The sequence below is a fragment of the Pseudomonas sp. 8 R 14 genome (assembly GCF_900005955.1).
GTDB lineage: Bacteria > Pseudomonadota > Gammaproteobacteria > Pseudomonadales > Pseudomonadaceae > Aquipseudomonas > Aquipseudomonas marginalis.
The window spans coordinates 69,818-96,317 of sequence record NZ_CVTH01000041.1; the positions used below are offsets into that span (position 1 = coordinate 69,818).

At 61.7% G+C, this 26,500-nt stretch carries 30 protein-coding genes; 29 read left to right on the forward strand and 1 reads right to left on the reverse strand.

The window, feature by feature from the left end; translation table 11 throughout:
* The first annotated feature begins 1 nt into the window (after window position 1).
* The 22 genes from BFQ01_RS08715 to BFQ01_RS08820 all read left to right on the forward strand — a co-directional run bounded on the left by BFQ01_RS08715 (window position 2) and on the right by BFQ01_RS08820 (window position 18,341).
* Window positions 2-1,378: a sigma-54-dependent transcriptional regulator gene (locus BFQ01_RS08715; protein WP_065924956.1), complete on the forward strand. Its 1,377-nt coding sequence runs from the start codon at window positions 2-4 to the stop codon at window positions 1,376-1,378.
* 128 nt (window positions 1,379-1,506) lie between these two features.
* Window positions 1,507-1,836, forward strand: coding sequence for a flagellar hook-basal body complex protein FliE (fliE, locus tag BFQ01_RS08720; RefSeq protein ID WP_005790083.1), 330 nt, complete (start codon window positions 1,507-1,509; stop codon window positions 1,834-1,836).
* A 16-nt stretch (window positions 1,837-1,852) separates the two neighbouring features.
* Complete coding sequence (gene fliF, locus BFQ01_RS08725; protein WP_065924957.1) at window positions 1,853-3,631, forward strand: flagellar basal-body MS-ring/collar protein FliF; 1,779 nt, start codon at window positions 1,853-1,855, stop codon at window positions 3,629-3,631.
* On the forward strand, window positions 3,624-4,640 hold the full coding sequence (gene fliG, locus BFQ01_RS08730; protein ID WP_017527617.1) for a flagellar motor switch protein FliG: 1,017 nt from the start codon (window positions 3,624-3,626) through the stop codon (window positions 4,638-4,640). The genes fliF and fliG overlap by 8 nt, the downstream gene beginning before the upstream one ends.
* A gap of 10 nt (window positions 4,641-4,650) precedes the next feature.
* Window positions 4,651-5,415, forward strand: a complete 765-nt coding sequence (gene fliH / locus BFQ01_RS08735; protein ID WP_065924958.1) for a flagellar assembly protein FliH — start codon at window positions 4,651-4,653, stop codon at window positions 5,413-5,415.
* The gene (fliI, locus tag BFQ01_RS08740) at window positions 5,405-6,763 is read left to right on the forward strand and encodes a flagellar protein export ATPase FliI (protein WP_027603852.1); all 1,359 of its coding nucleotides are present in this window, start codon (window positions 5,405-5,407) and stop codon (window positions 6,761-6,763) included. The genes fliH and fliI overlap by 11 nt, the downstream gene beginning before the upstream one ends.
* A 3-nt stretch (window positions 6,764-6,766) precedes the next feature.
* On the forward strand, window positions 6,767-7,216 hold the full coding sequence (gene fliJ, locus BFQ01_RS08745; RefSeq protein ID WP_027603853.1) for a flagellar export protein FliJ: 450 nt from the start codon (window positions 6,767-6,769) through the stop codon (window positions 7,214-7,216).
* A 95-nt stretch (window positions 7,217-7,311) separates the two neighbouring features.
* A complete protein-coding gene (locus BFQ01_RS08750) occupies window positions 7,312-7,617 on the forward strand; it encodes an STAS domain-containing protein (RefSeq protein WP_027603854.1) in 306 nt (101 codons plus the stop codon).
* Window positions 7,614-9,332: an ATP-binding SpoIIE family protein phosphatase gene (locus BFQ01_RS08755; RefSeq protein WP_065924959.1), complete on the forward strand. Its 1,719-nt coding sequence runs from the start codon at window positions 7,614-7,616 to the stop codon at window positions 9,330-9,332. Before BFQ01_RS08750 ends, BFQ01_RS08755 begins: the two co-directional genes overlap by 4 nt.
* A 30-nt stretch (window positions 9,333-9,362) precedes the next feature.
* The gene (locus BFQ01_RS08760; RefSeq protein ID WP_065924960.1) at window positions 9,363-9,707 is read left to right on the forward strand and encodes an Hpt domain-containing protein; all 345 of its coding nucleotides are present in this window, start codon (window positions 9,363-9,365) and stop codon (window positions 9,705-9,707) included.
* A gap of 86 nt (window positions 9,708-9,793) precedes the next feature.
* Window positions 9,794-11,134, forward strand: a complete 1,341-nt coding sequence (locus BFQ01_RS08765) for a flagellar hook-length control protein FliK (protein ID WP_065924961.1) — start codon at window positions 9,794-9,796, stop codon at window positions 11,132-11,134.
* Between the two features lie 391 nt (window positions 11,135-11,525).
* On the forward strand, window positions 11,526-12,032 hold the full coding sequence (gene fliL, locus BFQ01_RS08770; RefSeq protein WP_065924962.1) for a flagellar basal body-associated protein FliL: 507 nt from the start codon (window positions 11,526-11,528) through the stop codon (window positions 12,030-12,032).
* Between the two features lie 9 nt (window positions 12,033-12,041).
* A complete protein-coding gene (fliM, locus tag BFQ01_RS08775) occupies window positions 12,042-13,010 on the forward strand; it encodes a flagellar motor switch protein FliM (RefSeq protein WP_065924963.1) in 969 nt (322 codons plus the stop codon).
* A gap of 38 nt (window positions 13,011-13,048) precedes the next feature.
* On the forward strand, window positions 13,049-13,516 hold the full coding sequence (fliN, locus tag BFQ01_RS08780) for a flagellar motor switch protein FliN (RefSeq protein WP_027603860.1): 468 nt from the start codon (window positions 13,049-13,051) through the stop codon (window positions 13,514-13,516).
* Between the two features lies 1 nt (window position 13,517).
* Window positions 13,518-13,952 carry a flagellar biosynthetic protein FliO gene (gene fliO, locus BFQ01_RS08785; RefSeq protein WP_065924964.1) on the forward strand — a complete coding sequence of 145 codons (435 nt, stop codon included), beginning with the start codon at window positions 13,518-13,520 and terminating at the stop codon, window positions 13,950-13,952.
* Window positions 13,952-14,695 carry a flagellar type III secretion system pore protein FliP gene (fliP, locus tag BFQ01_RS08790; protein WP_065924965.1) on the forward strand — a complete coding sequence of 248 codons (744 nt, stop codon included), beginning with the start codon at window positions 13,952-13,954 and terminating at the stop codon, window positions 14,693-14,695. Before fliO ends, fliP begins: the two co-directional genes overlap by 1 nt.
* A gap of 18 nt (window positions 14,696-14,713) precedes the next feature.
* Window positions 14,714-14,983: a flagellar biosynthesis protein FliQ gene (gene fliQ / locus BFQ01_RS08795; protein ID WP_027603863.1), complete on the forward strand. Its 270-nt coding sequence runs from the start codon at window positions 14,714-14,716 to the stop codon at window positions 14,981-14,983.
* A 4-nt stretch (window positions 14,984-14,987) separates the two neighbouring features.
* Window positions 14,988-15,773: a flagellar biosynthetic protein FliR gene (fliR, locus tag BFQ01_RS08800; RefSeq protein WP_027603864.1), complete on the forward strand. Its 786-nt coding sequence runs from the start codon at window positions 14,988-14,990 to the stop codon at window positions 15,771-15,773.
* A 3-nt stretch (window positions 15,774-15,776) separates the two neighbouring features.
* Window positions 15,777-16,913: a flagellar biosynthesis protein FlhB gene (flhB, locus tag BFQ01_RS08805; protein WP_065924966.1), complete on the forward strand. Its 1,137-nt coding sequence runs from the start codon at window positions 15,777-15,779 to the stop codon at window positions 16,911-16,913.
* Between the two features lie 45 nt (window positions 16,914-16,958).
* Window positions 16,959-17,333 (forward strand): cold shock domain-containing protein, encoded by a 375-nt coding sequence (locus BFQ01_RS32835; protein WP_256097714.1) that lies wholly within the window; start codon window positions 16,959-16,961, stop codon window positions 17,331-17,333.
* 41 nt (window positions 17,334-17,374) lie between these two features.
* Window positions 17,375-17,575 carry a cold-shock protein gene (locus BFQ01_RS08815; RefSeq protein WP_065924968.1) on the forward strand — a complete coding sequence of 67 codons (201 nt, stop codon included), beginning with the start codon at window positions 17,375-17,377 and terminating at the stop codon, window positions 17,573-17,575.
* Between the two features lie 418 nt (window positions 17,576-17,993).
* Window positions 17,994-18,341 carry an FKBP-type peptidyl-prolyl cis-trans isomerase gene (locus BFQ01_RS08820; RefSeq protein ID WP_065924969.1) on the forward strand — a complete coding sequence of 116 codons (348 nt, stop codon included), beginning with the start codon at window positions 17,994-17,996 and terminating at the stop codon, window positions 18,339-18,341.
* Window positions 18,342-18,537: 196 nt separating this feature from the next.
* On the opposite strand, the gene BFQ01_RS08825 is transcribed toward BFQ01_RS08820, so the two are convergent.
* Window positions 18,538-18,795 carry a DUF6124 family protein gene (locus tag BFQ01_RS08825; RefSeq protein ID WP_065924970.1) on the reverse strand — a complete coding sequence of 86 codons (258 nt, stop codon included), beginning with the start codon at window positions 18,793-18,795 and terminating at the stop codon, window positions 18,538-18,540.
* A gap of 579 nt (window positions 18,796-19,374) precedes the next feature.
* Between BFQ01_RS08825 and flhA the strand changes: the two genes are divergently transcribed.
* The 7 genes from flhA to BFQ01_RS08860 all read left to right on the forward strand — a co-directional run.
* Window positions 19,375-21,489: a flagellar biosynthesis protein FlhA gene (gene flhA / locus BFQ01_RS08830; protein ID WP_370671248.1), complete on the forward strand. Its 2,115-nt coding sequence runs from the start codon at window positions 19,375-19,377 to the stop codon at window positions 21,487-21,489.
* Between the two features lie 12 nt (window positions 21,490-21,501).
* Window positions 21,502-22,818 (forward strand): flagellar biosynthesis protein FlhF, encoded by a 1,317-nt coding sequence (flhF, locus tag BFQ01_RS08835; protein WP_065924971.1) that lies wholly within the window; start codon window positions 21,502-21,504, stop codon window positions 22,816-22,818.
* A gap of 105 nt (window positions 22,819-22,923) precedes the next feature.
* Window positions 22,924-23,757 (forward strand): flagellar synthesis regulator FleN, encoded by an 834-nt coding sequence (fleN, locus tag BFQ01_RS08840; protein WP_003192912.1) that lies wholly within the window; start codon window positions 22,924-22,926, stop codon window positions 23,755-23,757.
* Window positions 23,754-24,494 (forward strand): RNA polymerase sigma factor FliA, encoded by a 741-nt coding sequence (gene fliA / locus BFQ01_RS08845; RefSeq protein ID WP_065924972.1) that lies wholly within the window; start codon window positions 23,754-23,756, stop codon window positions 24,492-24,494. Before fleN ends, fliA begins: the two co-directional genes overlap by 4 nt.
* A 169-nt stretch (window positions 24,495-24,663) precedes the next feature.
* Window positions 24,664-25,038, forward strand: coding sequence for a chemotaxis response regulator CheY (locus tag BFQ01_RS08850; RefSeq protein WP_160385018.1), 375 nt, complete (start codon window positions 24,664-24,666; stop codon window positions 25,036-25,038).
* Window positions 25,039-25,056: 18 nt separating this feature from the next.
* Complete coding sequence (locus BFQ01_RS08855; protein WP_065924973.1) at window positions 25,057-25,845, forward strand: protein phosphatase CheZ; 789 nt, start codon at window positions 25,057-25,059, stop codon at window positions 25,843-25,845.
* Window positions 25,846-25,856: 11 nt separating this feature from the next.
* Window positions 25,857-26,500, forward strand: a 644-nt coding sequence (locus BFQ01_RS08860) for an Hpt domain-containing protein (protein ID WP_176718740.1), incomplete at its 3' end; no start/stop codon positions are given.

Consider the following 26,500-nt stretch of genomic DNA (forward strand, 5'->3'; position numbering starts at 1 on the left):
TATGGCTATCAAGGTTTTGTTGGTGGAAGACGATCGCGCCCTGCGTGAAGCATTGGCTGACACGCTGTTGTTGGCGGGCCATGACTATCGGGCGGTCGGTTCTGCCGAGGACGCCTTGGACGCGGTGGAGCAGGAAGCCTTCAGCCTGGTGGTCAGCGACGTGAACATGCCCGGCATGGACGGCCATCAGTTGCTCGGTCTCTTGCGTGCGCGTCAGCCGCAACTGCCGGTGCTGCTGATGACCGCCCATGGTGCGGTGGAGCGTGCCGTGGACGCGATGCGCCAGGGCGCTGCGGATTACCTGGTCAAGCCCTTCGAGCCTAAAGCCCTGATCGAACTGGTGGCGCGCCACGCCCTGGGGGTGATCCCGGCCAACGAAGGCGAGGGCCCGATCGCCTTCGAACCGGCCAGTGCACAATTGCTTGAGTTGGCGGCCCGCGTGGCGCGCAGTGATTCTACCGTGCTGATCTCCGGCGAGTCCGGCACCGGTAAAGAGGTGCTGGCGCGTTATATCCACCAGCAGTCGACCCGCGCCCAGCAACCGTTTATCGCCATCAACTGCGCGGCGATCCCCGACAACATGCTTGAGGCCACCCTGTTCGGTCATGAGAAAGGTTCGTTCACCGGTGCCATCGCGGCCCAGGCGGGCAAGTTCGAACAGGCCGATGGCGGCACCATTTTGCTGGATGAAATCTCGGAAATGCCCCTGGGCCTGCAAGCCAAGTTGCTGCGGGTGCTGCAAGAGCGGGAAGTGGAGCGGGTTGGCGCGCGCAAGCCGATCCAGTTGGACATCCGTGTGGTCGCCACCACCAACCGGGACCTCGCCGGCGAAGTGGCGGCGGGGCGCTTCCGGGAAGACCTGTTCTATCGGCTTTCGGTGTTCCCCCTGGCCTGGCGCCCGCTGCGTGAACGCCCGGCAGATATCATTCCGCTGGCCGAGCGCCTGCTGAACAACCACGTCAAAAAAATGAAGCACGCCCAGGCGCGGCTGTCGGCGCAAGCCCAGGCCTGCCTGGTGAGTTATCCATGGCCCGGCAACGTGCGGGAATTAGATAACGCCATCCAGCGCGCCCTGATCCTGCAGCAAGGCGGCTTGATCCAGCCCCAGGATTTCTGCCTGGCCATGGGCAGTGGTGCGGCGCCATTGCCCTCGTTGGCGCCTGCGCCGGTGGTTGCAGAGGCTGAGTCTGCCGGTGCCCTGGGCGACGACCTGCGTCGCCGCGAATTCCAGATGATCATCGACACCCTGCGCGCCGAGCGCGGCCGACGCAAAGAGGCCGCGGAGCGCCTGGGCATCAGCCCGCGCACCCTGCGCTACAAGCTGGCGCAGATGCGTGACGCCGGAATGGATGTGGAAGCGTATCTATTCGCCACGTAACCGGTAAGAAGGTCGACAAGGTTTGTCGCCTTTTCTTACGAGTTGATGCGGATCTGGCACCCTTGTTGCTACCTCCCCTAGTAATCGCTGCGTAGTGTCAAAAAATTGCAGGTTGGAGAGAGAAGGTCATGAGCCAGGGTATTGAGTTCAATCGGTTGATGTTGGACATGCGCGCCATGCAGATGGATGCCATGGCTCAACCGAAATCCGTCGCGCCAGCGCCGGAATTGGGCCAAAGCAGCTTCGCCGACATGCTCGGCCAGGCCATCAACAAAGTCAGTGACACCCAGCAAGCTTCCAGCCAGTTGGCCACTGCGTTCGAAATCGGCAAAAGCGGCGTGGACCTCACCGATGTGATGGTCGCCTCGCAAAAGGCCAGCGTCTCCTTCCAGGCCCTGACCCAAGTGCGTAACAAGCTGGTTCAGGCCTATCAAGACATCATGCAGATGCCGGTTTAAGGGCGAGATTTAAGTCATGGCAGAAGCAGTCTCCGACAACGTACCCGCCAAGACAGACGGCAAGCCGCCGCTGTTTGGCCTGTCGTTCCTGGAAAACCTCTCGGAAATGACCATGCTGCGTCAGGTGGGCCTGATGGTCGGCCTGGCTGCCAGCGTGGCGATTGGTTTTGCCGTAGTGCTGTGGTCGCAGCAACCCGATTACCGGCCGTTGTACGGCAGCCTGGCGGGCATGGATTCCAAGCAGATCATGGAAACCCTCGCCGCCGCCGACATCGCCTACACCGTGGAGCCCAACTCCGGCGCCTTGTTGGTCAAGGCCGACGATGTGGCCCGTGCGCGCATGAAGCTGGCCGCCGCCGGCGTGACCCCGTCCGACAGCAATATCGGTTTCGAGATCCTCGACAAGGACCAGGGCCTGGGGACCAGCCAGTTCATGGAAGCCACCCGCTACCGTCGTGGCCTTGAAGGCGAGCTGGCGCGCACCATTTCCAGCCTCAACAACGTCAAGGGTGCCCGCGTGCACCTGGCGATCCCGAAAAGCTCGGTGTTTGTGCGCGACGAGCGCAAGCCAAGTGCTTCGGTCCTGGTCGAACTGTTTTCCGGCCGCTCCCTGGAGCCTGGCCAGGTCCTGGCGATCATCAACCTGGTGGCCACTAGCGTTCCCGAACTGAGCAAGTCGCAGATCACCGTGGTCGACCAGAAGGGCAACCTGCTGTCCGACATGGCCGAAAACTCCGCGCTGACCCAGGCCGGCAAGCAGTTCGACTACAGCCGCCGCATGGAAAGCATGCTCACCCAGCGTGTGCACAACATCCTGCAACCGGTGCTCGGCAATGACCGCTACAAGGCGGAAGTGTCTGCCGACGTGGACTTCAGCGCCGTCGAGTCGACCTCCGAGCAGTTCAACCCGGACCAGCCGGCCCTGCGCAGTGAGCAATCGACCAGCGAACAACGTACCGCCAGCAATGGCCCGCAAGGTGTGCCGGGTGCCCTGAGCAACCAGCCGCCGGCCCCGGCCTCGGCGCCGCAAACCACCGGTGGCGCCGCAGCCACCGCTGGCGCGATCCAGCCTGGCCAGCCACTGTTGGATGCCAACGGCCAGCAGATCATGGACCCGGCCACCGGCCAGCCGATGCTCGCGCCGTACCCGGCGGACAAGCGTAACCAGTCCACCAAGAACTTCGAACTCGACCGTTCCATCAGCCACACCAAGCAGCAGCAGGGTCGCGTCAATCGCCTGTCGGTGTCGGTGGTGGTGGATGACCAGGTCAAGGTCAACGCCGCTGACGGTGCCGTAACACGTGCACCGTGGAGCGCCGACGAATTGGCGCGCTTCACACGCCTGGTGCAGGACGCCGTTGGTTTTGACGCCAGTCGGGGTGACAGCGTCAGCGTAATCAACATGCCGTTCTCCGCCGAGCGTGGCGAAGTGATCGCCGAAGCGGCGTTCTACACCCAGCCGTGGTTCTGGGACATCGTCAAGCAAGTGCTGGGTGTGTTGTTCATCCTGGTGCTGGTGTTCGGTGTGCTGCGCCCGGTGCTCAACAACATCACCGGCAACGGCAAGAAACAACTGGCGGCCTTCGGTGGCAGCGATGTCGAATTGGGTGGCATGGGCGGCCTGGACGGCGAACTGGCCAACGACCGCGTCAGCCTCGGCGGCCCGCAAAGCATTCTGTTGCCGAGCCCGAGCGAAGGCTATGACGCTCAGTTGAACGCAATCAAAAGTCTGGTAGCAGAAGACCCGGGCCGTGTGGCCCAGGTCGTGAAAGAGTGGATTAACGCAGATGAGTGATCGAGCCGCTGTTGCCAAGCTCTCCCGGGTCGACAAAGCCGCAGTCCTGCTGCTGTCCCTGGGGGAAACCGACGCCGCCCAAGTGCTGCGCCACATGGGCCCCAAAGAGGTCCAGCGGGTGGGCGTGGCCATGGCGCAAATGCGCAATGTGCACCGCGAGCAAGTCGAGCAGGTGATGAGCGAGTTCGTCGAGATCGTCGGCGACCAGACCAGCCTGGGCGTCGGCTCCGACAGCTACATCCGCAAGATGCTCACCTCGGCCCTGGGCGAAGACAAGGCCAACGGCCTGATCGACCGCATCCTGCTGGGCGGCAACACCAGTGGCCTGGACAGCCTCAAGTGGATGGAGCCGCGCGCGGTCGCCGACGTGATTCGCTACGAGCACCCGCAGATCCAGGCAATCGTGGTGGCCTACCTCGACCCGGACCAGGCCGGTGAAGTGCTTGGCCATTTCGACCATAAGGTGCGCCTGGACATCATCCTGCGCGTGTCGTCGCTGAACACCGTGCAGCCGGCGGCCCTGAAGGAACTCAACACGATTCTCGAGAAACAGTTCTCGGGCAACTCGAACGCCTCGCGCACTACCCTGGGTGGTATCAAGCGCGCGGCCGACATCATGAACTTCCTCGACAGCTCGGTCGAAGGCCAGTTGATGGACTCGATCCGCGAGATCGACGACACCCTGTCCGGCCAGATCGAAGACCTCATGTTCGTATTCAACAACCTCTCCGATGTCGACGACCGTGGCATCCAGGCGTTGCTGCGCGAAGTGTCCTCCGACGTGCTGGTACTGGCCCTCAAGGGCTCGGACGAAGGCGTCAAGGAGAAGATCTTCAAGAACATGTCCAAGCGTGCCTCCGAGCTGTTGCGCGACGACCTGGAAGCCAAGGGGCCAGTGCGCGTCAGCGACGTGGAAACCGCCCAGAAAGAAATCCTCACCATTGCCCGCCGTATGGCCGAAGCCGGAGAAATCGTTCTCGGTGGGAAGGGCGGCGAAGAAATGATCTAAGGCGCTCTCCATGTCGAACAAAGATGAGGCGCCCAGCGATCTGATTCGCGCACGGGACGTCGGTGGGTTCGACATCTGGTCGTTGCCCAGCTTCGATCCGCATGTGCCCGAGCCCGAGCCGGAACCGGTTGAAGAGCCGCCGGTGGAAATGGAAGAAGTGCCGCTGGAGGAAGTCCAGCCACTGACCCTGGAAGAGTTGGAAAGCATCCGTCAGGAGGCCTACAACGAAGGCTTTGCCGCTGGCGAGAAAGACGGTTTTCGCAGCACCACCCTCAAGGTGCGCCAGGAAGCCGAGGCGGCGCTGAGCGTCAAGCTGGCCAGCCTGGAGCGCCTGATGGGCAACCTGTTCGCGCCCATCGCCGAGCAGGATTCGCAAATCGAAAAAGCCATGGTCGGCCTGGTACAGCACATCGCCCGCCAGGTGATTCAGCGCGAACTGGTGCTGGATTCCAGCCAGATCGAAAGCGTGATGCGCGAAGCCCTCAAGTTGCTGCCCCTGGGCGTCGGCAATGTGCGGCTGTACATCAACCCGCAGGACTTCGAACAGGTCAAAGCGATGCGCGAGCGCCATGAAGAAACCTGGCGCATCGTCGAAGATGCGGCGCTGCAGCCCGGCGGTTGCCGGGTCGAGACCGAGCACAGCCGCATCGATGCCACGGTGGAAACCCGCATCAGCCAGATCATGGCCAAGCTGCTTGATCAACAACACGAGCAGGCGCTGAACCCGGCCGAGCCGGACCTGAACGTGGACCTGGACGCCCCCGATGCGCCTTGATCGCACCAGCTTCGCCAAGCGCCTGGGCGGCTATGCCGAGGCCACCGAATTGCCCGGCCAGCCAATCCTCGAAGGGCGTCTGTTGCGCATGGTCGGCCTGACCCTCGAAGCCGAGGGCCTGCGCGCCGCCATGGGCAGCCGTTGCATGGTGATCAACGACGACAGCTACCATCCGGTGCAGGTCGAAGCCGAAGTGATGGGTTTTTCCGGCAACAAGATTTTCCTCATGCCCGTCGGCAGCCTGGCCGGCATCGCCCCCGGCGCCCGCGTGGTGCCCCTGGCCGACACCGGCCGCCTGCCCATGGGCATGAGCATGCTCGGCCGGGTGCTGGACGGCGCCGGTCGCGCACTGGACGGCAAGGGCGGCATGAAAGCCGAAGACTGGGTGCCGATGGACGGCCCCACCATCAACCCGCTCAACCGCAACCCCATCAGCGTGCCGCTGGACGTGGGGATTCGCAGCATCAACGGTTTATTGACGGTCGGCCGTGGCCAGCGTCTGGGCCTGTTCGCGGGTACGGGTGTGGGTAAGTCGGTGTTGCTCGGCATGATGACGCGCTTTACCGAGGCCGACATCATCGTGGTGGGCCTGATCGGCGAGCGGGGCCGCGAGGTGAAGGAGTTCATCGAACACAGCCTCGGCGAAGAAGGCCTCAAGCGTTCGGTGGTGGTCGCATCCCCAGCGGACGATGCACCGTTGATGCGTCTGCGCGCGGCCATGTACTGCACGCGCATTGCCGAATATTTTCGCGACAAGGGCAAGAACGTCCTGTTGCTGATGGACTCGCTCACCCGTTTCGCCCAAGCCCAGCGGGAAATCGCCCTGGCCATCGGCGAGCCCCCGGCCACCAAGGGCTACCCGCCGTCGGTGTTCGCCAAGCTGCCCAAGCTGGTGGAGCGCGCCGGTAATGCCGAGGCCGGTGGCGGCTCGATCACCGCGTTCTACACCGTATTGTCCGAAGGCGATGACCAGCAGGATCCCATCGCCGACTCGGCGCGGGGCGTGCTCGACGGCCACATCGTGCTGTCGCGGCGTCTGGCCGAGGAGGGGCACTACCCGGCCATCGACATCGAAGCGTCCATCAGCCGGGTCATGCCGGCAGTGGTCACGCCGGAGCATATGGCCCGCGCGCAGCAGTTCAAGCAGCTGTGGTCGCGTTATCAACAGAGCCGCGACTTGATCAGCGTCGGCGCCTATGTGGCCGGCGGCGACCGCGACACCGACCTGGCGATCGCCCTGCAACCGCAGTTGGTGACTTACTTGCGCCAGGGCCTCAACGACAAGATCAGCATGGGTGAAAGCGAAGCGCACCTGGGTTCGATCTTCGCCCCTGCGCCGGGCGGCTAAGCCATGGCCAACAGCCGCGCTGCGCGCCTGGCCCCGGTGGTCGACATGGCCGAAAAAGCCGAGAAAACCGCGGTCCAGCGCCTGGGGTATTTCCAGGGCCAGGTGCGTTTGGCGGAAAGCAAGCTGGGCGACCTGGAGCGCTTTCGTGGCGAGTACCAGCAGCAATGGATCGAACGCGGCACGCAAGGTGTGTCGGGGCAATGGCTGATGGGTTACCAGGGCTTTCTCAATCAGCTCGAGACGGCCGTCGGCCAGCAGCGCCAAAGCCTGGCCTGGCACCAGAACAACCTCGACAAGGCCCGCGAGAGCTGGCAGCAAGCCTTCGCCCGCGTCGAGGGCCTGCGCAAACTGGTGCAGCGCTACATCGACGAAGCGCGGGCATTGGAAGACAAGCGCGAGCAGAAATTGCTCGACGAATTGTCCCAGCGCCTGCCGCGCCAATCACAATACTGACGGTTGCCCGCCTGCCACATTTGGTCTGTCGTGTTGCTGGTATCCCATTCGCCTGCTACACCTTGTGTCTATGCCTATGACAAGGAAGCAGTCGCATGTCAATCGAGTCAGAAGTATCCCTGGACGGGAAGAAGTTGACGATCGCAATCAAGGGTCGGTTCGATTTCAGCAGCCACCAGGCGTTTCGTGAGGCTTACGAGCGTTTCTACAAGGTGCCTGAGTCGTATGTGGTCGATCTGAAGGAAACCACTTATATGGACAGTTCGGCCCTGGGCATGCTCCTGCTGTTGAGGGACCATGCCGGCGGCGAGGAGTCGGAGGTCCAGGTGATCAACACCAACTCCGATGTGCGCAAGATCCTCGCCATCTCCAACTTCGACAAATTGTTCGACATCAATTGAGCGCCCTGGCCCCCGCGGTTGAGCCGCTGACGATCCTGATCGCCGAAGACAGTGCCGCCGACCTGCTGTTGCTGTCGACCATTGTGCGACGCCAGGGGCACCAGGTGCTCACTGCAACCAATGGCGAGGAGGCCGTTGAACTGTTCGCGCGCGAGCGTCCGCAACTGGTGTTGATGGACGCGATCATGCCCGTGATGGATGGCCTGGCCGCCGCGCGGTGGATCAAGCAGTTGGCGGGGGAGGAGCTGGTGCCGATCATCTTCCTCACGTCCCTGCGCGAAAGTGCCGCCCTGGCCGAGTGCCTGGATGCCGGCGGCGATGATTTCCTGCCCAAGCCCTACAACCAGCTGATCCTGGCGGCCAAGATCAACGCCATGGACCGCCTGCGCCGGCTGCAGGCGACGATGCTGCAGCAGCGTGACCAGATCGCCAGGCACCATGAGTACCTGTTGCGTGAGCAGCGGGTGGCCAAGGCGGTGTTCGATAAAGTCGCCCATTCCGGCTGCATCAACGCGGCGCCGAATATCCGCTACCTGCAATCGCCTTATGCGCTGTTCAACGGCGACCTGCTGCTGGCGGCATATACGCCGTCGGGCGACATGCACGTGCTGCTCGGCGATTTCACCGGCCATGGCCTGCCGGCGGCGGTGGGCGCCATGCCCCTGGCGGAGGTGTTCTACGGCATGACTGCCAAGGGCTACGGCCTGGCGCAGATCCTGCGGGAGATGAATGCCAAGCTCAAGCGCATCCTGCCGGTGGATATGTTCTGCTGCGCCACCCTGCTGTGCCTGAGCACGCAGCGACGGGTGGTGGAGGTGTGGAACGGCGGCATGCCCGAAGGCTATGTGCATGAAGTCGCCAGCGGCAAGCGCGTGCCGCTGCAGTCGCGGCATTTGCCGTTGGGGGTGCTGTCGGCTGAGGCGTTTGATGATCGCACCGAGGTCTGGCCCATGGCGCTGGGTGACCGCGTGTTCCTGCTCTCCGATGGTGTGCTGGACACCGCCGACGCCAACGACCAGCTGTTTGGCGTCGAGCGCTTGCAGCAGGTCTTTGCCGCCAACCGTGAGCCCGACCGGCTCTTCGACGACATCGAGCAGGCCCTGGCGGCCTTTCGCGGTGTGACGCGGGATGATGTGAGCATGGTGGAAATCACACTGCGCCCCGGGCAGCCGCTGCGGGCCACCGGGCCGTTGTATGCTGACAGCGGCCAGTCGTGCCCGCTGGATTGGTCGGTGAGTTTCGAATTTCGTGCCGAAACCCTCAAGCGTTACAACCCCTTGCCCTACCTGCTGCAACTGCTGCTGGAGATCCAGGGGCTGCGCGAGCAGAGCGGGGCGCTCTACAGCGTCATGGCCGAGTTGTATTCCAATGCGCTGGAACATGGTGTGCTGGGCCTGGACTCGCGGCTCAAGCGCGATGCCCGGGGCTTTGCCGAGTATTATCGCCAGCGCAATGACCGCCTGGCGCAGCTGAACAGTGGTTATGTGCGCGTGCATGTGCAGGTGGTGCCCACCGAGGCGGGCGGCAAGATGACCCTGCGCGTTGAAGACAGTGGGCCAGGGTTCGACGTGGAGCAGGTGCTGGCCCGGCCGCTGGACATTGATTGCCTGTCCGGTCGGGGCCTGAGCCTGGTGCGTCAACTCAGCAGCGAGGTGCGCTGGTCCGACGGCGGGCGCAGTGTCTGCGTAGAGTTTTGCTGGGGGGCTCTGGCATAATCCGCCGATTCTTGATCAAGGAGCGAGCAAGTGGCTGAGATTCATATGGACCCGGACGTGTTGTCGGGTTTGCAGGAGGTCATGGAAGGCGAGTACCCCAAGCTGCTCGATACCTTCCTCGATGATTCCCAAAAACGCGTCGAAGCGTTGCGCAAGGCACGGGACGACGCCAAGGCACTGGGGCGTATCGCCCATAGCTTCAAGGGCAGCAGTGGCAACCTCGGCGCAGTGCGGTTGGCGTACCTGTGCCAGCGCTTGGAGGCGGAGTCGGTCGAGGCCGCGGCGGACCTGGGGGCGCTGGTGGATCAGATCGATCATGAGTTTGCCTTGGTGAAGCCGATGTATGAGTCGGAGCGGCAGCGGTTCCAGATTTGATTCCATCAGTTTGAAAACCTGGCCCGACTCTTGCTCTACCTCCTGATACTGCATCCCCGATCCCCATGCAGTGGAGACCTTTACCTATGCCAGTCGCCCCGAATTCGCTTCTCCAGGCTGCCCCTGCGGCCAAGCCTCAAGCGCCTGCCGTCAATCCACCGGCAGTGGCTGCGGACCCACGGGACAAGGGCCCTGGCTTCGCTCAGGTGTTCGCCAGCCAGGGTTCCAAACCCACGGTCAAGGCTGATGACAACTCGGCCAAGCCCACGCGGGACAAGCCTGCCGATGCCAGCGCCAAGCCTGCGGCGGGCAACGACAAACCTGCCGCCGCCACGCCAGCGGTTGCCGATAGCGGCAATACCTTGCCTGCCAAGCCTGCGGCATCGTCCGACGACACTGCCAGCAAGGATGACGCTGCACCTGTGGATCCGGCCCTGGCGCAGCAGCCTGCGGTGGACCCGGTGGTCGACCCGGCATTGATTGCCACGGTCACCCCGGTGGTGGTGGTGCCAGTACCGGTGGAAACCCCGGCACCCGTTGCCGCTGCCAAGGATGATAAGGCCGCACCCGTGGTTGCGGCGCCAATCGCAGCGACCGAGGACGCCACGCCGGCCTTCGACCCTGAGGCCGATCCCCTGGACGCCATGCCGGCCGTACGCCTGGCAATGGAGCAGGGCGGGCATGTGTCGGCCAGCAGCCAGGCACCGGCCAAAACCGCACCGACGACCACCCAGGACCAGCCAACCGCCGCCCAGAACTTTGCCGCTGGCCTGGCCACCATGGTCGACCAGCAAGCCACCAAGGACAGTACGGACCAGGGTGGCGACAAGGCCTTCAGCGGCTTGATCGAAGGCGGCCTCAAGGACTTGAAGGAGGCCAGCAGCGACACCCGCGTCGATGACTTCGCCAACCGCCTGGCCGCATTGACCCAGGCGGCCACGCCGAAAACCGCGAATGCCTTGCCGCCGGTGACGAATGCGCCGCTGGCCATGCATCAGAGCGGCTGGACCGACGAGATCGTCAACCGTGTGATGTACCTCTCCAGCGCCAACCTCAAGTCGGCGGAGATCCAGTTGCAGCCGGCTGAGCTCGGGCGCCTGGACATCAAGGTCAACATGACCGCCGACCAGCAGGCCCAGGTCAACTTCATGAGCGCCCACCCGGTGGTGCGTGAAGCCCTGGAAAGCCAGTCCGGTCGCTTGCGCGAGATGTTCGCCCAGCAGGGCATGGGGCAGGTGGATGTGAACGTGTCCGACCAGTCCCGTGGCCAGGAGCAGCAGCGGCAGCAGGCGCAGACGGGGGGCGTTAGTCGCAGCGGGCGGGGTGGCGACAGCGGCGACAGCGGCAGCCACATTGAAGTGGCCGAAGCCGTGGCGCCCGTGACTTCGACGGTGATCGGCTCCAGCGCCGTCGATTACTACGCCTGATGTAAGTCTGGCATAGGACAAAATGTGGGAGGGGGGCTTGCCCCCGATGAGCATAAGTATCTACACATCTTGAGCCGAGTCCCCTGCGTAGCAGCTGTCGAGCCTTGGCGAGGCTGCGTTTGCGGCGCGTCTGACACACCGCCGACGCAGCCTCGCCAAGGCTCGACAGCTGCTACGCGTTATCCTACTGAAGTTGTGTAGATACTTATGCCCCGATGAGGGTGTGTCAGTTCATGCATCAGTTGACTGATACACCCTCATCGGGCAAGCCCCCTCCCACACTTGATTTGTGGTGTTCCCTCGTCTGCGTTCAGCCAACCAACTCTGGCATAACACTTGCTCTTGCCTTTCCGTAGATCTATGAATCCCCGAATAGTGACGGATTATTGGCATGGCGAAGAGCGACGACGCAGCAAAAGCACCCGCACCCGCAGGCAAAGGCAAGCTCAAGCTTATCCTGATGATTGTCGTGGGCCTGCTCCTGGCCATCGGCGCCTCGGTGGGCGGCACCTGGTACATCATGCACAGCAGTGCCAGCAAGCCGGCACCTGCCGCCGAAACCGCCACTAACGCCAAGCAACCGGCAATCTTCGAGCCGATGCTTCCGGCCTTTGTCGCCAACTTCAACCAGAACGGTCGTCAACGCTACCTGCAGGTGAGCATCACTTTGCTGGCGCGTAACCAGTCGGACCTGGATGCCCTCAAGGTGCATATGCCCGTGATCCGCAACAACCTGGTGATGCTGTTTTCCGGGCAGAGTTTCGACACCCTGGCCACCCCGGTGGGCCAGGAAATGCTGCGCCAGAAGGTCACTGCCAGCGTGCAGGAAGTGGCCCAGAAGGAGCTCGGCAAAGTCGTGATCGAGCAGGCGCTCTTCACTAATTTCGTATTGCAGTAGGATCACCCCATGGCCGTGCAGGACCTGCTGTCCCAGGATGAAATCGACGCGCTGTTGCATGGCGTCGACGACGGTCTGGTACAGACTGAAATGGCTGCCGAGCCCGGCAGCGTCAAAAGTTATGACCTGACCAGCCAGGATCGCATCGTCCGTGGACGCATGCCGACCCTTGAGATGATCAACGAACGTTTCGCCCGTTACACCCGGATCAGCATGTTCAACATGCTGCGCCGCTCGGCGGACGTGGCGGTGGGCGGCGTGCAGGTGATGAAGTTCGGCGAGTACGTGCACTCGCTGTACGTGCCCACCAGCCTCAACCTGGTCAAGATCAAGCCATTGCGCGGTACCGCGCTGTTCATCCTCGACGCCAAGCTGGTGTTCAAGCTGGTGGACAACTTCTTCGGCGGTGACGGCCGTCACGCCAAGATCGAGGGCCGTGAATTCACCCCTACCGAATTGCGCGTGGTGCGCATGGTGCTGGAACAGGCCTTCATTGACTTGAAGGAAGCCTGGCAGGCGATCATGGAAGTCAATTTCGAGTACATCAACTCGGAAGTGAACCCGGCCATGGCCAACATCGTCGGGCCGAGCGAGGCCATTGTGGTGTCCACGTTCCACATCGAGCTCGATGGCGGTGGCGGCGACCTGCACGTGACCATGCCGTACTCGATGATCGAGCCGGTGCGCGAAATGCTCGACGCCGGCTTCCAGTCCGACCTGGACGACCAGGACGAACGCTGGGTCAAGGCCCTGCGCGAAGACCTGCTGGATGTCGACGTGCCGCTGAGCGCCACCGTGGCCCGGCGCCAGTTGCGCCTGCGGGATATTTTGCACATGCAGCCGGGGGACATTATCCCGGTCGAATTGCCGAACGAAATGATCATGCGCGCCAACGGCGTGCCGTCGTTCAAGGTCAAGCTGGGGTCCCACAAGGGCAACCTCGCTTTGCAAGTGGTTGAGCCGATCAACCGTCGCTGATCCCTATTTATGAATGTTTGCTCCGCCGAGGACATGTAATGGCTACCGAACACGAAAACACTTCCGCCGAAGACCAGGCCCTGGCTGACGAGTGGGCTGCGGCCCTGGAAGAGACCGGCGATGTTGGCCAGGATGATATCGACGCACTGCTGGCCGCTGATGCCGCCACAGCACCAGCGGGTAATCGCCTGCCCATGGAAGAATTCGGCAGCGTGCCGAAGAACAACGACCCGGTGACCCTCGATGGGCCGAACCTGGACGTGATCCTCGACATCCCGGTGTCGATCTCCATGGAAGTGGGCAGTACCGACATCAACATCCGCAACCTGCTGCAACTCAACCAGGGCTCGGTGATCGAGCTGGATCGCCTGGCCGGTGAGCCGCTGGACGTGCTGGTCAACGGCACCCTGATCGCCCACGGCGAAGTGGTGGTGGTCAACGAAAAGTTCGGCATCCGCCTGACCGACGTGATCAGCCCAAGCGAACGCATCAAGAAGTTGCGCTGATATGAAACGGCTGATGGTGGGACTGTTCGCCGCGCTGCCATTGGTGGCGTGGGCGGCGGAGCCGGCGGCCCAAGTTGCCGCTGCGCCCGTCGGCGGCAGCGTTGGCGGGCAACTGACGCAGCTGGTGCTGGGCCTGTTGCTGGTGGTCGGCTTGATCTTCGTGTTGGCCTGGCTGATGCGTCGTGTGCAGAGCATCGGCCCGGGCAATGCCCAGGTCATCGAAATGATCGGCTCGCGCGCCCTCGGCCCGCGTGACCGGCTGGTGCTGGTGCAAGTGGGCGAGGAACAGATCCTGCTGGGCATTACCCCCGGCCGAATCACGCCGCTGCATGTGCTCAAGACCCCGGTGCCCACCACCCAATCCCAGCCCGCCACGCCAGAATTCGCCCAGCGCCTGATGGAATTGCTGGGCAAGGATCAGAAGGATAAGAAGTAATGCGCGTTTTATTGACGCTCATGCTGTTGCTGGCCGCGCCATTGGCGCTGGCCGCCGACCCGTTGTCGATCCCGGCGATTACGCTGGGTACCAACGCCGCGGGGGCCCAGGAGTATTCGGTCAGCCTGCAGATCCTGCTGATCATGACTGCGCTGAGCTTTATCCCGGCGTTTGTCATGCTGATGACCAGCTTCACGCGGATCATCATCGTGTTCTCGATCCTGCGTCAGGCCCTGGGCCTGCAGCAGACGCCGTCGAACCAGATCCTCACCGGCATGGCATTGTTCTTGACGCTGTTCATCATGGCGCCGGTGTTCGACAAGGTGAACCAGCAAGCCCTGCAGCCGTACCTGGCCGAGACCATCACGGCCCAGGTTGCGATTGACCGGGCGCAAGGGCCGATCAAGGATTTCATGCTGTCGCAGACCCGCTCCAGCGACCTTGAGCTGTTCATGCGCCTGTCCAAGCGTACCGACATCGCGACCCCGGACCAGGCGCCGCTGACCATCCTGGTGCCGGCGTTCGTCACCTCGGAACTGAAGACCGCATTCCAGATCGGCTTCATGATCTTTATCCCGTTCCTGATCATCGACCTGGTGGTGGCGAGCGTGCTGATGGCCATGGGGATGATGATGCTGTCGCCGCTGATTATTTCATTGCCGTTCAAGATCATGCTGTTTGTGCTGGTGGACGGCTGGGCGCTGATTATCGGCACGTTGGCCGGCAGTTTCGGAGGGGTGTGATGTGTTAGGTGAAGCAGCATGACCCCAGAAGTCGCCGTCGACCTGTTCCGTGAAGCACTGTGGCTGACCACCGTGATGGTTGCCGTGCTGGTGGTGCCGAGCCTGTTGGTGGGCCTGCTGGTGGCGATGTTCCAGGCCGCGACCCAGATCAACGAACAGACCTTGAGTTTCCTGCCGCGCCTGCTGGTGATGCTGATCACCCTGATTGTCGCCGGCCCGTGGCTGGTGCAAACCTTCATGGAATACATCCTGCAGCTGTACGGCAGTATTCCGCAGTTGATCGGCTGACCCGATGCAGTCCTTGCTGGCATTGACCGACACCCAGATCAGCACGTGGGTGGCCTCGTTCATCCTGCCGTTGTTCCGGGTGACGGCGGTGCTGATGAGCATGCCGGTGTTCGGTACTACCCTGGTGCCGCGCCGCATCCGCCTGTATTTCGCCGTGGCGATCACCGTGGTGCTCGTGCCTGGCCTGCCGCCGATGCCCCCGGTCAACGCACTCGACCTCAGTGCCTTGATGCTGATTGCCGAGCAGATCCTGATCGGCTCGCTGCTGGGCTTTTCGCTGCAACTGTTCTTCCAGGCGTTCGTGATCGCCGGGCAGATCATCTCGATCCAGATGGGCATGGGCTTCGCGTCCATGGTCGACCCCACCAACGGCGTATCGGCGGCGGTGATCGGGCAGTTCCTGACCATGCTGGTGACCTTGTTGTTCCTGGCCATGAACGGCCACCTGGTGGTGTTCGAGGTGTTGACCGAAAGCTTCACCACCTTGCCGGTAGGCTCCGGGCTGGTGGTCAATCACTTCTGGGAGCTGGTGGGGCGTCTCAGTTGGGTGCTCGGTGCCTCGCTGTTGCTGGTACTGCCGGCGATCACGGCCTTGCTGGTGGTCAACATCGCGTTTGGCGTCATGACCCGCGCGGCGCCACAGCTGAACATTTTCTCCATTGGTTTCCCCTTGACCCTGGTGCTGGGCATGGGGATTTTCTGGGTCGGCCTGGCCGACATTCTCAATCAGTATCAACCGCTGGCGACCGACGCCTTGCAGTTCCTACGTGATCTGGCACGGGCGCGCTGAGCCATGGCCGAGAGCGAGAGTGGTCAGGACAAGACAGAAGACCCCACGGAGAAGCGTAAAAAGGACTCCAGGGAAAAGGGCGAGATTGCCCGTTCCAAGGAGCTCAACACCGTTGCGACCATGATGGCCGGATCCGGTGCCTTGCTGATCTATGGTGGCGGCCTGGCGCTGGACTTGATGGAGCTGATGAAGCACAACTTCACCTTGCCCCGCGATGTGCTGCTCAACCCCGGCTCCATGGGCCAATACCTGCTGCACTCGGGCAAGATCGCGATATTGGCGGTGCAGCCGATCCTGATCACCCTGCTGCTGGCCGCACTGATCGGCCCGGTCGCCCTCGGCGGCTGGCTGTTCGCCGCCGGCAGCATGGCACCCAAGTTCAGCCGCATGAACCCTGCGGCCGGTCTCAAGCGCATGTTCTCCGCCAAGGCCCTGGTGGAGCTGCTCAAGGCCCTGGCCAAGTTCATCCTGATTCTGTTCGTGGCACTGATGGTGTTGTCGTCCGACATCGACGACCTGCTGCGCATCGCCCATGAACCCCTGGAGTCGGCGATCATCCACAGCGTGCAGGTGGTGGGCTGGAGTGCGCTGTGGATGGCCGCCGGGCTGATCATCATCGCGGCGGTGGATGCGCCGATCCAGTTGTGGGAAAGCCACAAGAAACTGCTGATGACCAAGCAGGAAGTGCGCGACGAGCACAAGGATCAGGAAGGCCGCCCCGAGGTCAAGCAACGCATCCGCCAGCTGCAGCGGGAAATGTCCCAGCGCAAGATGATGGCCTCGGTGCCCGACGCCGACGTGGTCATCACCAACCCGACCCACTACGCCGTGGCCCTCAAGTACGACCCGGAGAAGGGCGGCGCGCCGATGCTGCTGGCCAAGGGCAGCGACTTTACCGCCTTGAAAATCCGCGAAATCGCGGTGGCCAACGACATCCTGCTGCTCGAATCCCCGGAACTGGCGCGGTCGATCTTCTACTCCACCGACCTCGACCAGGAAATCCCGGCAGGTTTGTACCTGGCCGTGGCCCAGGTGCTGGCGTATGTCTATCAGATTCGCCAATACCGCGCGGGCAAGGGCAAGCGCCCGGATCCGCTCAAAGACCTGCCGATTCCGCCAGAGTTGCGCCGCGACTCTTGACCTTCCCCCCGTGGTGCTGGACGAGCTTCTTTGTGGTGAGCGGGCTTGCCCCGCGCCTGCCTGCGCGGCAGCCCCTTGACCGTCGCCAGCCTCTACCACTCGTCGTTAAGCCCCGTCTACCTGTCAACTTTGACAGTAGTCGCCGTCTCCTTATCGCGGTTTTATAGCTCCGGGAATTCCACGCACTTTGCGGTGCGTGAGGTAGAGGGTATTGCGATGGAGGTGATGAAAGGCACGGTCGAGACATACGACCACAAAACAGGCGTGGGCGTGATTGCAATGGATCGCGACGACGAACGTGTGCGGGTGGACCTCACGAGTTCTACTGGGATTTGGCTCAAGCAAGGTCAGAGAGTGCAGTTTTCGAGAATCCACCGCCCTGAGGGCGTATTCGCGTCAAACATCAAGATTATCCAGTGAGTCTCGCCTGGTTTTCTGGGCGGGGTGTCAGGAGAGCGGCAATGTCGACAGGCACGGTGAAATGGTTTAACGGCGAAAAAGGATACGGCTTTATCAGTCAGGATGGGGGTGGAGATGTCTTCGTCCACTATTCGGCGATCAAGGGCGACGGCTACAAGACGCTCGAAGAGGGGCAAAAAGTAGAGTTCGAGGTTGCCCAGGGGCCCAAAGGTGCTCAGGCTGAAGACGTCCACGTCCTTTGATCGTTGTGATCGTTCTCGCAGGGCGATGCTTGATCAACCGGGCCGCGACGCCAGACCGCTGCGTGTGAAGCGGTGTACGGAGACTGGAAATCGAGTTTCCTGTGGGCAGCCCAGAATCACGGTCGAAAATTTCCTCAGTAACGGCTGATGTCCACCGACCCAAATGTGGGAGGGGGCCCCCGATAGCGGTGTATCAGTGACCTGCCCTTGGCCTGACACACTGCTATCGGGGAGAAGCCCCCTCCAACATTTGGCCCCGATTTCACCTCGACAAGCTCAGTTGGCCGTTGGGCCTTTGCTAGTGAGTTGTACTTGCTACCTGTCAACTTTAACAGTAGCCGCCGCCACGGTATCGCGGTCTGATGGGGCGGAACGCGCACGTTGTGCGTAAATCTTGTTGAGGAAGGAGGGGGTTCTGATGATCACTACCGACAGCGGTCTTCAGTATGGGGACACGACAGAGGGTGAAGGTGTTGAAGCCAAGGCTGGCCAGCGTGTCAGCGTTCATTACACGGGTTGGCTTTGGGAAAATGGCGTACAAGGGGCCAAGTTTGACTCGAGCCGTGATCGCAACGATCCATTCGTGTTTGCATTGGGTGCGGGTCAAGTTATTCGTGGGTGGGATGAGGGTGTGCAAGGAATGAAGGTCGGCGGGCAGCGAAGGTTGATCATCCCTCCTCAGCTTGGGTATGGGGCAAGGGGCGCTGGGGGGGTAATCCCACCAAATGCAACACTCTGCTTTGATGTGGAATTGCTCGGTGTTTGATTGTTCTCTCACTGCCAGAGGAACATGACATCTCGCAAGGTCACAAAGACCCGCAGGCCGGGAATATGCGACCTCTTTAAAAGCTTACCCCGTTCGAAAGTGTGGAAAGGGATTGCCCCTGATTGCAGTGTGTCAGACCCTGAGTAGGTGAATGATACCGCCATCGGGGCAAGCCCCCTCCCACCTAGGGTCCGTATTATCCGTTGCTTGCTGCGGTCGTTATTGCGGCGCCAGCGTGCACACGATCCGCCAGTAACTGCGCCAGTTCGATCAACTGCGTCACTCCCAGCAATTGCTCTCGTTTCGAGCCTTCCAGGTCAAAGGCCAAGTTACAGCTCAGCGCGTTGGCCGAGGCGAGGGTTTCGCTGAGGTTGACCAGGAGGTCTTCGGTGCTGATGCCGTCGATGACGGTGAAGAGTACTGTGGTCGGGGGATTTGGGGTGGGTTTGATCATTGTGAAGTTCCTCGGTAAAGGTGAAGCTGCCACAGATCGCCGCGACGCGATGGAAGGTGGCAGCTGTGCACAGGTTCGCGGACCGGTTACCAAGGAACCCGGCATACCCGAAGGTATCCCGCGCACAGCCGCCATAACGCCGCACAGTAGACGATAAAAAACCGCTTACTGAAAGGGAGATGGTGCTTTTGTTCCGTAGTAAACCGGGCCGCGACGCCCGTCCGCTGCTTTTGCAGTGGTGTTCGGAGACTAGAGAGCGCAGCTCCTAGGGGCAACCCCAAATCCTTGTCAGAAATTTCCTCGATAGCCCCGGCTGTGCACAGCTCAAAATGTGGGAGGGGGCTTGCCCCCGATAGTGGTGGATCAGTCAAAGCATCAGTGCCTGACACTCAGCAATCGGGAGCAAGCCCCCTCCCACAGTCCAATCGATTTATACCCGCTGGATTGTGTCCTTTATGAGGAGGTCCGAAACTAAAAGCAAAGTTGGAAGGCTTCTTGCAATACCGCCTCCAGGACGCCTCCCGGCGTCAAAAGTTTGCTTCAAGGAAACGAGGAATACCGGTGGTGGATCGCTCTCAAATGTTCAGCACGGCCCGTGGCACCCTGACTGACCTCTCGCGGGGCAATCTGGGTGTGCCGTTGTTGTTGCTGGTCATGCTGGCAATGATGATGTTGCCGATGCCGCCGTTCCTGCTGGACGTGTTCTTCACCTTCAACATCGCCCTGTCCGTCGTCGTGCTGCTGGTGTGCGTCTACGCCTTGCGGCCGCTGGATTTCGCGGTGTTCCCGACGATCCTGCTGGTGGCAACCCTGTTGCGCCTGGCGCTGAACGTGGCGTCCACCCGTGTGGTCATGCTCCACGGCCAGGATGGCCACGCCGCTGCCGGTAAGGTGATCCAGGCCTTCGGTGAGGTGGTGATCGGCGGTAACTACGTGGTCGGTATCGTGGTGTTCGCGATCCTCATGATCATCAACTTCGTGGTGGTGACCAAGGGTGCCGGGCGGATTTCCGAGGTGAGCGCACGCTTTACCCTCGACGCCATGCCCGGCAAGCAGATGGCTATCGACGCCGACCTCAACGCCGGCCTGATCGACCAGAACCAGGCCAAGACCCGCCGCTTGGAAGTCGCCCAGGAAGCCGAGTTCTACGGTTCCATGGACGGTGCCAGTAAATTCGTGCGCGGTGACGCCATCGCCGGCCTGCTGATCCTGTTCATCAACCTGATCGGCGGCATGGCGGTCGGGATCTTCCAGCACGGCATGACCTTCGGCGATGCGGGCAAGGTGTACGCCCTGCTGACCATCGGTGACGGTTTAGTGGCGCAATTGCCATCACTGTTGTTATCTACAGCTGCGGCCATCATGGTGACCCGTGCCTCGGGCTCCGAAGACATGGGCAAGCAGATCAGCCGCCAGATGTTTGCCTCGCCCAAGGCCTTGGCAGTGGCGGCGGGCATCATGGCGATCATGGGTATCGTGCCGGGCATGCCCCACGTCTCGTTCCTGAGCATGGCGGCCCTGGCCGGCGGTGCTGCGTACCTGTTCTGGAAGAAGCAGAACCAGGTCAAAGTCATCGCCCAACAAGAAATTGCCCGCCAGCAAGAACTGCTGCCATCCCCGGCCCGCGCCCAGGAAACCAAGGAGTTGGGCTGGGACGACGTGACCCCGATCGACATGATTGGCCTGGAAGTGGGCTACCGCCTGATCCCCTTGGTGGACCGCAACCAGGGCGGCCAATTGCTTGCGCGGATCAAGGGCGTGCGCAAGAAGCTGTCCCAGGACCTGGGCTTCCTGATGCCCACCGTGCATATCCGCGACAACCTCGACCTGGCCCCCAGTGCCTACCGCCTTACCCTGATGGGCGTGATCCTGGCCGAAGCCGAGATCTACCCGGACCGCGAGCTGGCAATCAACCCCGGCCAGGTATTCGGCAGCCTCAACGGCATTACCGCCAAAGATCCGGCTTTTGGCCTGGAGGCGGTGTGGATCGAAATCAGCCAGCGCAGCCAGGCGCAGTCCCTGGGCTACACCGTGGTGGACGCCAGCACCGTGGTCGCAACCCACCTCAACCAGATCCTGTACAAGCACTCCCACGAGCTGATCGGCCACGAAGAAGTCCAGCAATTGATGGGCTTGCTGGGCAAGGCCTCGCCAAAACTGGCAGAAGAGCTGGTGCCGGGCGTGCTGTCGTTGTCGCAACTGCTCAAGGTGCTGCAGGCGCTGTTGGCCGAACAGGTGCCGGTACGCGACATTCGCAGCATTGCCGAGGCTATCGCCAACAATGCCGCCAAGAGTCAAGATACCGCCGCGCTGGTGGCGGCGGTGCGTGTCGGATTGTCCCGCGCAATCGTGCAAAGCATTGTAGGGCTTGACTCCGAGCTGCCTGTGATCACCTTGGAACCAAGGTTGGAACAGATATTGCTCAATAGTATTCAGAAGGCAGGACAAGGCCAGGAAGAGGGCGTTCTGCTGGAGCCAAGCATGGCTGAGAAACTGCAGCGTTCGTTGATCGACGCCGCACAGCGCCAGGAAATGCAGGGCCAACCGGTGATTCTGCTGGTGGCGGGTCCGGTCCGGGCGATGCTGTCGCGGTTTGGACGTCTGGCAGTACCGAATTTGCACGTTTTGGCTTATCAGGAAATTCCTGACAACAAGCAAGTGACTATCGTTGCGACAGTAGGGCCCAACGGCTGAGGGTAGTGGGTTATGCAAGTTAAGCGTTTTTTCGCCGCCGATATGCGTCAGGCCATGAAACTGGTCCGCGATGAGCTGGGCGCCGATGCCGCGATTATCGGTAATCGTCGTATTGCCGGCGGTGTCGAGCTGACGGCTGCCCTGGACTACACCCCCTCGGCATTGGCGCCGCGTGTGCCGAACATGGAACTCGAAGACGAGCTGCGCAAGACTGCTTCGCGCATCGTCTCGGCCCAGGCTGAGCTGAGCATGCGTGGCGACAGCGATGCCACCACCAATCGCCAGTTGTTCGCCGGCCTGCCGCTGACCGCCGCCGAGCCGCTGGTTGAGCCAACGTTCATCGAACCGCCACGTCCTGCCGCGCCAGCCCCGGCCGCCGCAGTCGACCAGCGCGTCTTCGACTCAATGCGTTTTGAACTCAACGGCCTGCGCGAATTGCTGGAAGTGCAACTGGGTTCACTGGCCTGGACCCAACTGCAAGGCAGCAAACCGCACCAGGCCAACCTGTGGCGCCGCCTGCAACGCATCGGCCTGTCCGGCCCGTTGTCCCGCGACCTGTTGGCCCTGACCACCGAAATCGAAGAGCCTCGCCAGGCCTGGCGCATGTTGCTGGCCCACCTGGCGCGGATGATCGCCACCCCGGAAATCGAACCCCTGGAAGAGGGCGGTGTGATCGCCATGGTCGGCCCTGCCGGCATGGGCAAGACCACCACCCTGGCCAAGCTGGCGGCGCGCTATGTGCTCAAGTACGGCGCGAACAGCATCGCGCTGGTGAGCATGGACAGCTACCGCATCGGCGCCCAGGAACAGCTCAAGACCCTGGGCCGTATCCTCAATGTGCCGGTCACCCACGTCGACCCGGGCCAATCCCTGGCCAACGCGCTCGATCCGTTGCTGCGCAAGCGCGTGGTGCTGATCGACACCGCCGGCCTGCAGGCCAGCGATCCGGCGTTGCGCCTGCAACTGGAAAGCCTGGCCGGGCGTGGTATCAAGTCGAAAAATTACCTGGTGCTTGCAACCACCAGCCAGAAACAGGTTCTTACCGCTGCGTACCATAGCTACAAGCGTTGCGGTCTGGCCGGCTGCATCCTGACTAAACTGGATGAAACCGCCAGCCTGGGCGAAGTGTTGAGCCTGGCTATCAGCCATGAACTACCGGTTGCCTACCTGACCGACGGCCCGCGGATCCCGGATGATTTGCATCTGCCGCGCCGTCATCAACTGGTCAGCCGCGCTGTCAGCGTGCAAATGCAAGAAGAGCCTAGCGAGGAAGCGATGGCCGATATGTTCGCCGACCTTTACCACAACCCGGCAAAGCGGGTGGGTTGAGGCGCGATGAACACCGTGAAATGTACCTACATCGATGGTCTGCAAGCGATTCACGCGGCCAAGCCATGTAGCCTGCGTCTAAGCAAGACAAGGTAAAGAAATAAAATGGGCAGCATGCATCCCGTACAGGTGATCGCGGTGACCGGCGGCAAAGGTGGCGTCGGAAAAACTAACGTGTCAGTGAATTTGTCCCTGGCCCTGGCAGAGCTTGGCCGTCGCGTCATGCTGCTGGATGCTGACCTGGGGCTGGCGAACGTCGACGTTCTGCTGGGACTGACGCCCAAACACACCCTGGCCGATGTGATCGAGGGGCGCTGTGAGCTGCGCGACGTGCTGCTCCAGGGCCCAGGCGGGATCCGCATCGTGCCGGCCGCCTCCGGTACCCAGAGCATGGTGCACCTGAGCCCGGCGCAGCATGCCGGCCTGATCCAGGCATTCAGTGACATCGGCGACAACCTTGACGTGCTGGTGATCGACACCGCCGCCGGGATCGGCGAGTCCGTGGTCAGCTTCGTGCGCGCGGCGCAGGAAGTCTTGCTGGTGGTCTGCGATGAACCCACCTCGATCACCGACGCCTACGCCCTGATCAAACTGCTTAACCGTGACTACGGCATGAACCGCTTCCGCGTCCTGGCCAACATGGCCCAGAGCCCGCAGGAAGGTCGCAACCTGTTCGCCAAGTTGACCAAGGTCACGGATCGCTTTCTCGATGTCGCCTTACAATACGTCGGTGCAGTTCCCTACGACGAGTGTGTGCGCAAGGCTGTGCAAAAGCAGCGTGCAGTCTACGAAGCGTTCCCTCGTTCCAAGTGCGCATTGGCGTTCAAGGCTATTGCCCAGAAGGTCGATACCTGGCCGTTGCCTGCCAACCCTCGGGGGCATCTGGAGTTTTTCGTCGAGCGATTGGTGCATCAGACGAGTGCAGGACCGGTGCTATGACAGCGAACGGCTATAACGCTTACAAGAAGTCTGCCCGTGACAGCCAGGGCGAGTTGATCGAGCGCTATGCGCCACTGGTCAAGCGCATCGCCTATCACCTGCTGGCACGCCTGCCCGCCAGCGTCCAGGTCGAAGACCTGATCCAGGCGGGCATGATCGGCCTGCTCGAAGTGTCGACCAAGTACGACGCGAGCAAGGGCGCGAGCTTCGAGACGTATGCGGGCATCCGCATCCGGGGCGCGATGCTCGACGAAGTGCGCAAAGGCGATTGGGCGCCGCGTTCGGTGCACCGCAATACACGCATGGTCAGTGACGCAATTCGTGCAATTGAAGCAAAAACCGGTCGCGACGCTAAAGATCACGAAGTTGCGGCCGAACTCCAATTGAGTCTCGACGATTATTACGGGATTTTGAACGATACCTTGGGCAGCCGCCTGTTCAGTTTCGACGACCTGTTACAGGACGGCGAACACGAAGGGCTGCATGAGGACGGCGCGAGCACGCATATGGAGCCGTCGCGTGACCTGGAAGATGAGCGTTTCCAGGGAGCGTTGGCGGACGCCATTGCCAACTTGCCGGAGCGTGAGCGGTTGGTGTTGGCGTTGTACTACGACGAAGAGCTGAACCTCAAGGAAATCGGTGAGGTCCTGGGGGTCAGCGAATCCCGTGTCAGCCAGTTGCACAGCCAGTGCGCGGCCCGCTTGCGGGGGCGTCTGGGAGAGTGGCGAGCGCGCTGACAGGCAGTGTGGGGAGCATTGCAAAGCGATACCGCGAAGGTGATAGCCTTCGCGGGCTCGGGCCGTGGTGCCCTCGGCAGTCCTTTTTGTGTAATGCCTGTTGATTGAAATGGCGCGTCCAGGTGCTGGGCGCGTTTAAGACTGCTTGGAGGTCGAATTGGACAAGAACATGAAAATCCTCATCGTTGATGACTTCTCAACGATGCGGCGGATCATAAAAAACCTGTTGCGTGACCTTGGGTTCACAAACACGGTCGAGGCGGATGACGGCCTTACGGCGATTCCGATCCTCAACAGCGGGAGCATCGACTTTCTGGTAACGGACTGGAACATGCCGGGGATGACCGGTATCGACTTGTTGCGCCACGTGCGTGCCGACGAAAAATTGCGCAGCCTTCCCGTGTTGATGGTGACCGCCGAAGCCAAGCGTGAACAGATCATCGAAGCCGCCCAGGCCGGGGTCAACGGTTACGTGGTCAAACCATTCACTGCACAGGCCTTGAAAGAGAAGATCGAAAAGATCTTCGAACGCATCCACGGCTGATGCCATCGCGGGGGAGCTATGGAGCATAAAGAAACGTCACAGGGAGACTTTGAGTCGACCCTGAAAAAGCATGCTCACCAGTTGGTTGACAGCCTTGAAAAAGGCCAGTTCGGCGACGCGGTGCAGTTGATCCATGAGCTCAACCAGACCCGTGACCGAGGCCTGTACCAGGAAGTGGGCAAGCTCACACGCGAGCTGCACAGCGCGATCGTCAATTTCCAGATTGACCCGCACATGCCCCAGGCCGAAGAGATTTCGCAGATCACCGACGCCACCGAACGCCTGTCCTATGTGGTCAGGCTGACCGAGGCGGCGGCCAACCGCACCATGGACCTGGTGGAAAACGCCACGCCCCTGGTCAACGGCATGGCCACGGAAGCCCACGCCCTGAGCGTTGACTGGGGCCGCTTCATGCGCCGTGAAGTCGGTGCGGAAGAGTTTCGTGAGCTGGCACGTCGGGTCGAAGGGTTTTTGTCGCGCAGCGAGCAGGAAAACCGCACGGTTTCCAGCAACCTCAATGACATTCTGCTCGCCCAGGATTACCAGGACCTGACCGGTCAGGTGATCAAGCGTGTGACCCAGTTGGTCACCGAAGTGGAAAGCAACCTGCTCAAATTGGTACTCATGGCCGGCCAGGTCGACCGTTTTGCCGGCATCGAACATGACCGCGAAGCGATCCTCTCTGAAAAAGATCCACAAAAACATCTCGCCAAGGGTGAAGGTCCGCAGATTCATGCCGATAAACGTGAAGACGTTGTGTCAGGTCAGGATGACGTAGATGACCTGTTATCCAGTTTAGGCTTCTAAGGAGCACCCACATGAGCTTCGGCGCCGATGAAGAGATCCTTCAGGATTTCCTTGTAGAGGCCGGCGAAATTTTAGAGCAACTGTCCGAACAACTGGTCGAGCTGGAAAGCCGCCCGGATGATGCGAACCTGCTCAATGCAATTTTTCGCGGTTTTCATACTGTAAAAGGGGGCGCCGGCTTCCTCCAGCTCCATGAGCTGGTGGAGTGCTGCCACATCGCCGAGAACGTGTTCGACATCCTGCGCAAGGGTGAGCGTCACGTTGATTCGGAGTTGATGGACGTGATTCTCGAAGCACTGGATGCGGTCAACGGCATGTTCAGCGAAGTGCGCGAGCGTGCCCCGATCACCGCAGCCACTCCGGAACTGCTGGCCGCCCTGGCGCGCTATGCAGAGCCGGCCGACACCTCGGCAGCGCCGGTGGTCGAAGCCGTACCGGAACCGGTGGCGGAGCCTGAAGCGGATGTGACGGACAGCGAGTTCGAGCAACTGCTCAGCTCCCTCAGTGCCGTCAAGGCCGAAGCCGAAGCGCCGGCTGCGGTTGCCCCGGTTGCCCCGGCTGCCGCGCCGACCAGCGAGGACATTACCGACGCTGAGTTCGAGTCCCTGCTCGATCAATTGCACGGCAAGGGCCAGTTCGCCGCCGACGCCGTGGC

Bases quoted from the DNA above. Each gene is read 5' to 3' on its own strand.
- BFQ01_RS08715 (WP_065924956.1), top strand. From the start codon at position 2: ATGGCTATCAAGGTTTTGTTGGTGGAAGACGATCGCGCCCTGCGTGAA.
- fliE (WP_005790083.1), top strand. From the start codon at position 1,507: ATGAGCCAGGGTATTGAGTTCAATCGGTTGATGTTGGACATGCGCGCC.
- fliF (WP_065924957.1), top strand. From the start codon at position 1,853: ATGGCAGAAGCAGTCTCCGACAACGTACCCGCCAAGACAGACGGCAAG.
- fliG (WP_017527617.1), top strand. From the start codon at position 3,624: ATGAGTGATCGAGCCGCTGTTGCCAAGCTCTCCCGGGTCGACAAAGCC.
- fliH (WP_065924958.1), top strand. From the start codon at position 4,651: ATGTCGAACAAAGATGAGGCGCCCAGCGATCTGATTCGCGCACGGGAC.
- fliI (WP_027603852.1), top strand. From the start codon at position 5,405: ATGCGCCTTGATCGCACCAGCTTCGCCAAGCGCCTGGGCGGCTATGCC.
- fliJ (WP_027603853.1), top strand. From the start codon at position 6,767: ATGGCCAACAGCCGCGCTGCGCGCCTGGCCCCGGTGGTCGACATGGCC.
- BFQ01_RS08750 (WP_027603854.1), top strand. From the start codon at position 7,312: ATGTCAATCGAGTCAGAAGTATCCCTGGACGGGAAGAAGTTGACGATC.
- BFQ01_RS08765 (WP_065924961.1), top strand. From the start codon at position 9,794: ATGCCAGTCGCCCCGAATTCGCTTCTCCAGGCTGCCCCTGCGGCCAAG.
- fliL (WP_065924962.1), top strand. From the start codon at position 11,526: ATGGCGAAGAGCGACGACGCAGCAAAAGCACCCGCACCCGCAGGCAAA.
- fliM (WP_065924963.1), top strand. From the start codon at position 12,042: ATGGCCGTGCAGGACCTGCTGTCCCAGGATGAAATCGACGCGCTGTTG.
- fliN (WP_027603860.1), top strand. From the start codon at position 13,049: ATGGCTACCGAACACGAAAACACTTCCGCCGAAGACCAGGCCCTGGCT.
- fliO (WP_065924964.1), top strand. From the start codon at position 13,518: ATGAAACGGCTGATGGTGGGACTGTTCGCCGCGCTGCCATTGGTGGCG.
- fliP (WP_065924965.1), top strand. From the start codon at position 13,952: ATGCGCGTTTTATTGACGCTCATGCTGTTGCTGGCCGCGCCATTGGCG.
- fliQ (WP_027603863.1), top strand. From the start codon at position 14,714: ATGACCCCAGAAGTCGCCGTCGACCTGTTCCGTGAAGCACTGTGGCTG.
- fliR (WP_027603864.1), top strand. From the start codon at position 14,988: ATGCAGTCCTTGCTGGCATTGACCGACACCCAGATCAGCACGTGGGTG.
- flhB (WP_065924966.1), top strand. From the start codon at position 15,777: ATGGCCGAGAGCGAGAGTGGTCAGGACAAGACAGAAGACCCCACGGAG.
- BFQ01_RS08815 (WP_065924968.1), top strand. From the start codon at position 17,375: ATGTCGACAGGCACGGTGAAATGGTTTAACGGCGAAAAAGGATACGGC.
- BFQ01_RS08820 (WP_065924969.1), top strand. From the start codon at position 17,994: ATGATCACTACCGACAGCGGTCTTCAGTATGGGGACACGACAGAGGGT.
- BFQ01_RS08825 (WP_065924970.1), bottom strand. From the start codon at position 18,795: ATGATCAAACCCACCCCAAATCCCCCGACCACAGTACTCTTCACCGTC.
- flhA (WP_370671248.1), top strand. From the start codon at position 19,375: ATGTTCAGCACGGCCCGTGGCACCCTGACTGACCTCTCGCGGGGCAAT.
- flhF (WP_065924971.1), top strand. From the start codon at position 21,502: ATGCAAGTTAAGCGTTTTTTCGCCGCCGATATGCGTCAGGCCATGAAA.
- fleN (WP_003192912.1), top strand. From the start codon at position 22,924: ATGGGCAGCATGCATCCCGTACAGGTGATCGCGGTGACCGGCGGCAAA.
- fliA (WP_065924972.1), top strand. From the start codon at position 23,754: ATGACAGCGAACGGCTATAACGCTTACAAGAAGTCTGCCCGTGACAGC.
- BFQ01_RS08850 (WP_160385018.1), top strand. From the start codon at position 24,664: ATGAAAATCCTCATCGTTGATGACTTCTCAACGATGCGGCGGATCATA.
- BFQ01_RS08855 (WP_065924973.1), top strand. From the start codon at position 25,057: ATGGAGCATAAAGAAACGTCACAGGGAGACTTTGAGTCGACCCTGAAA.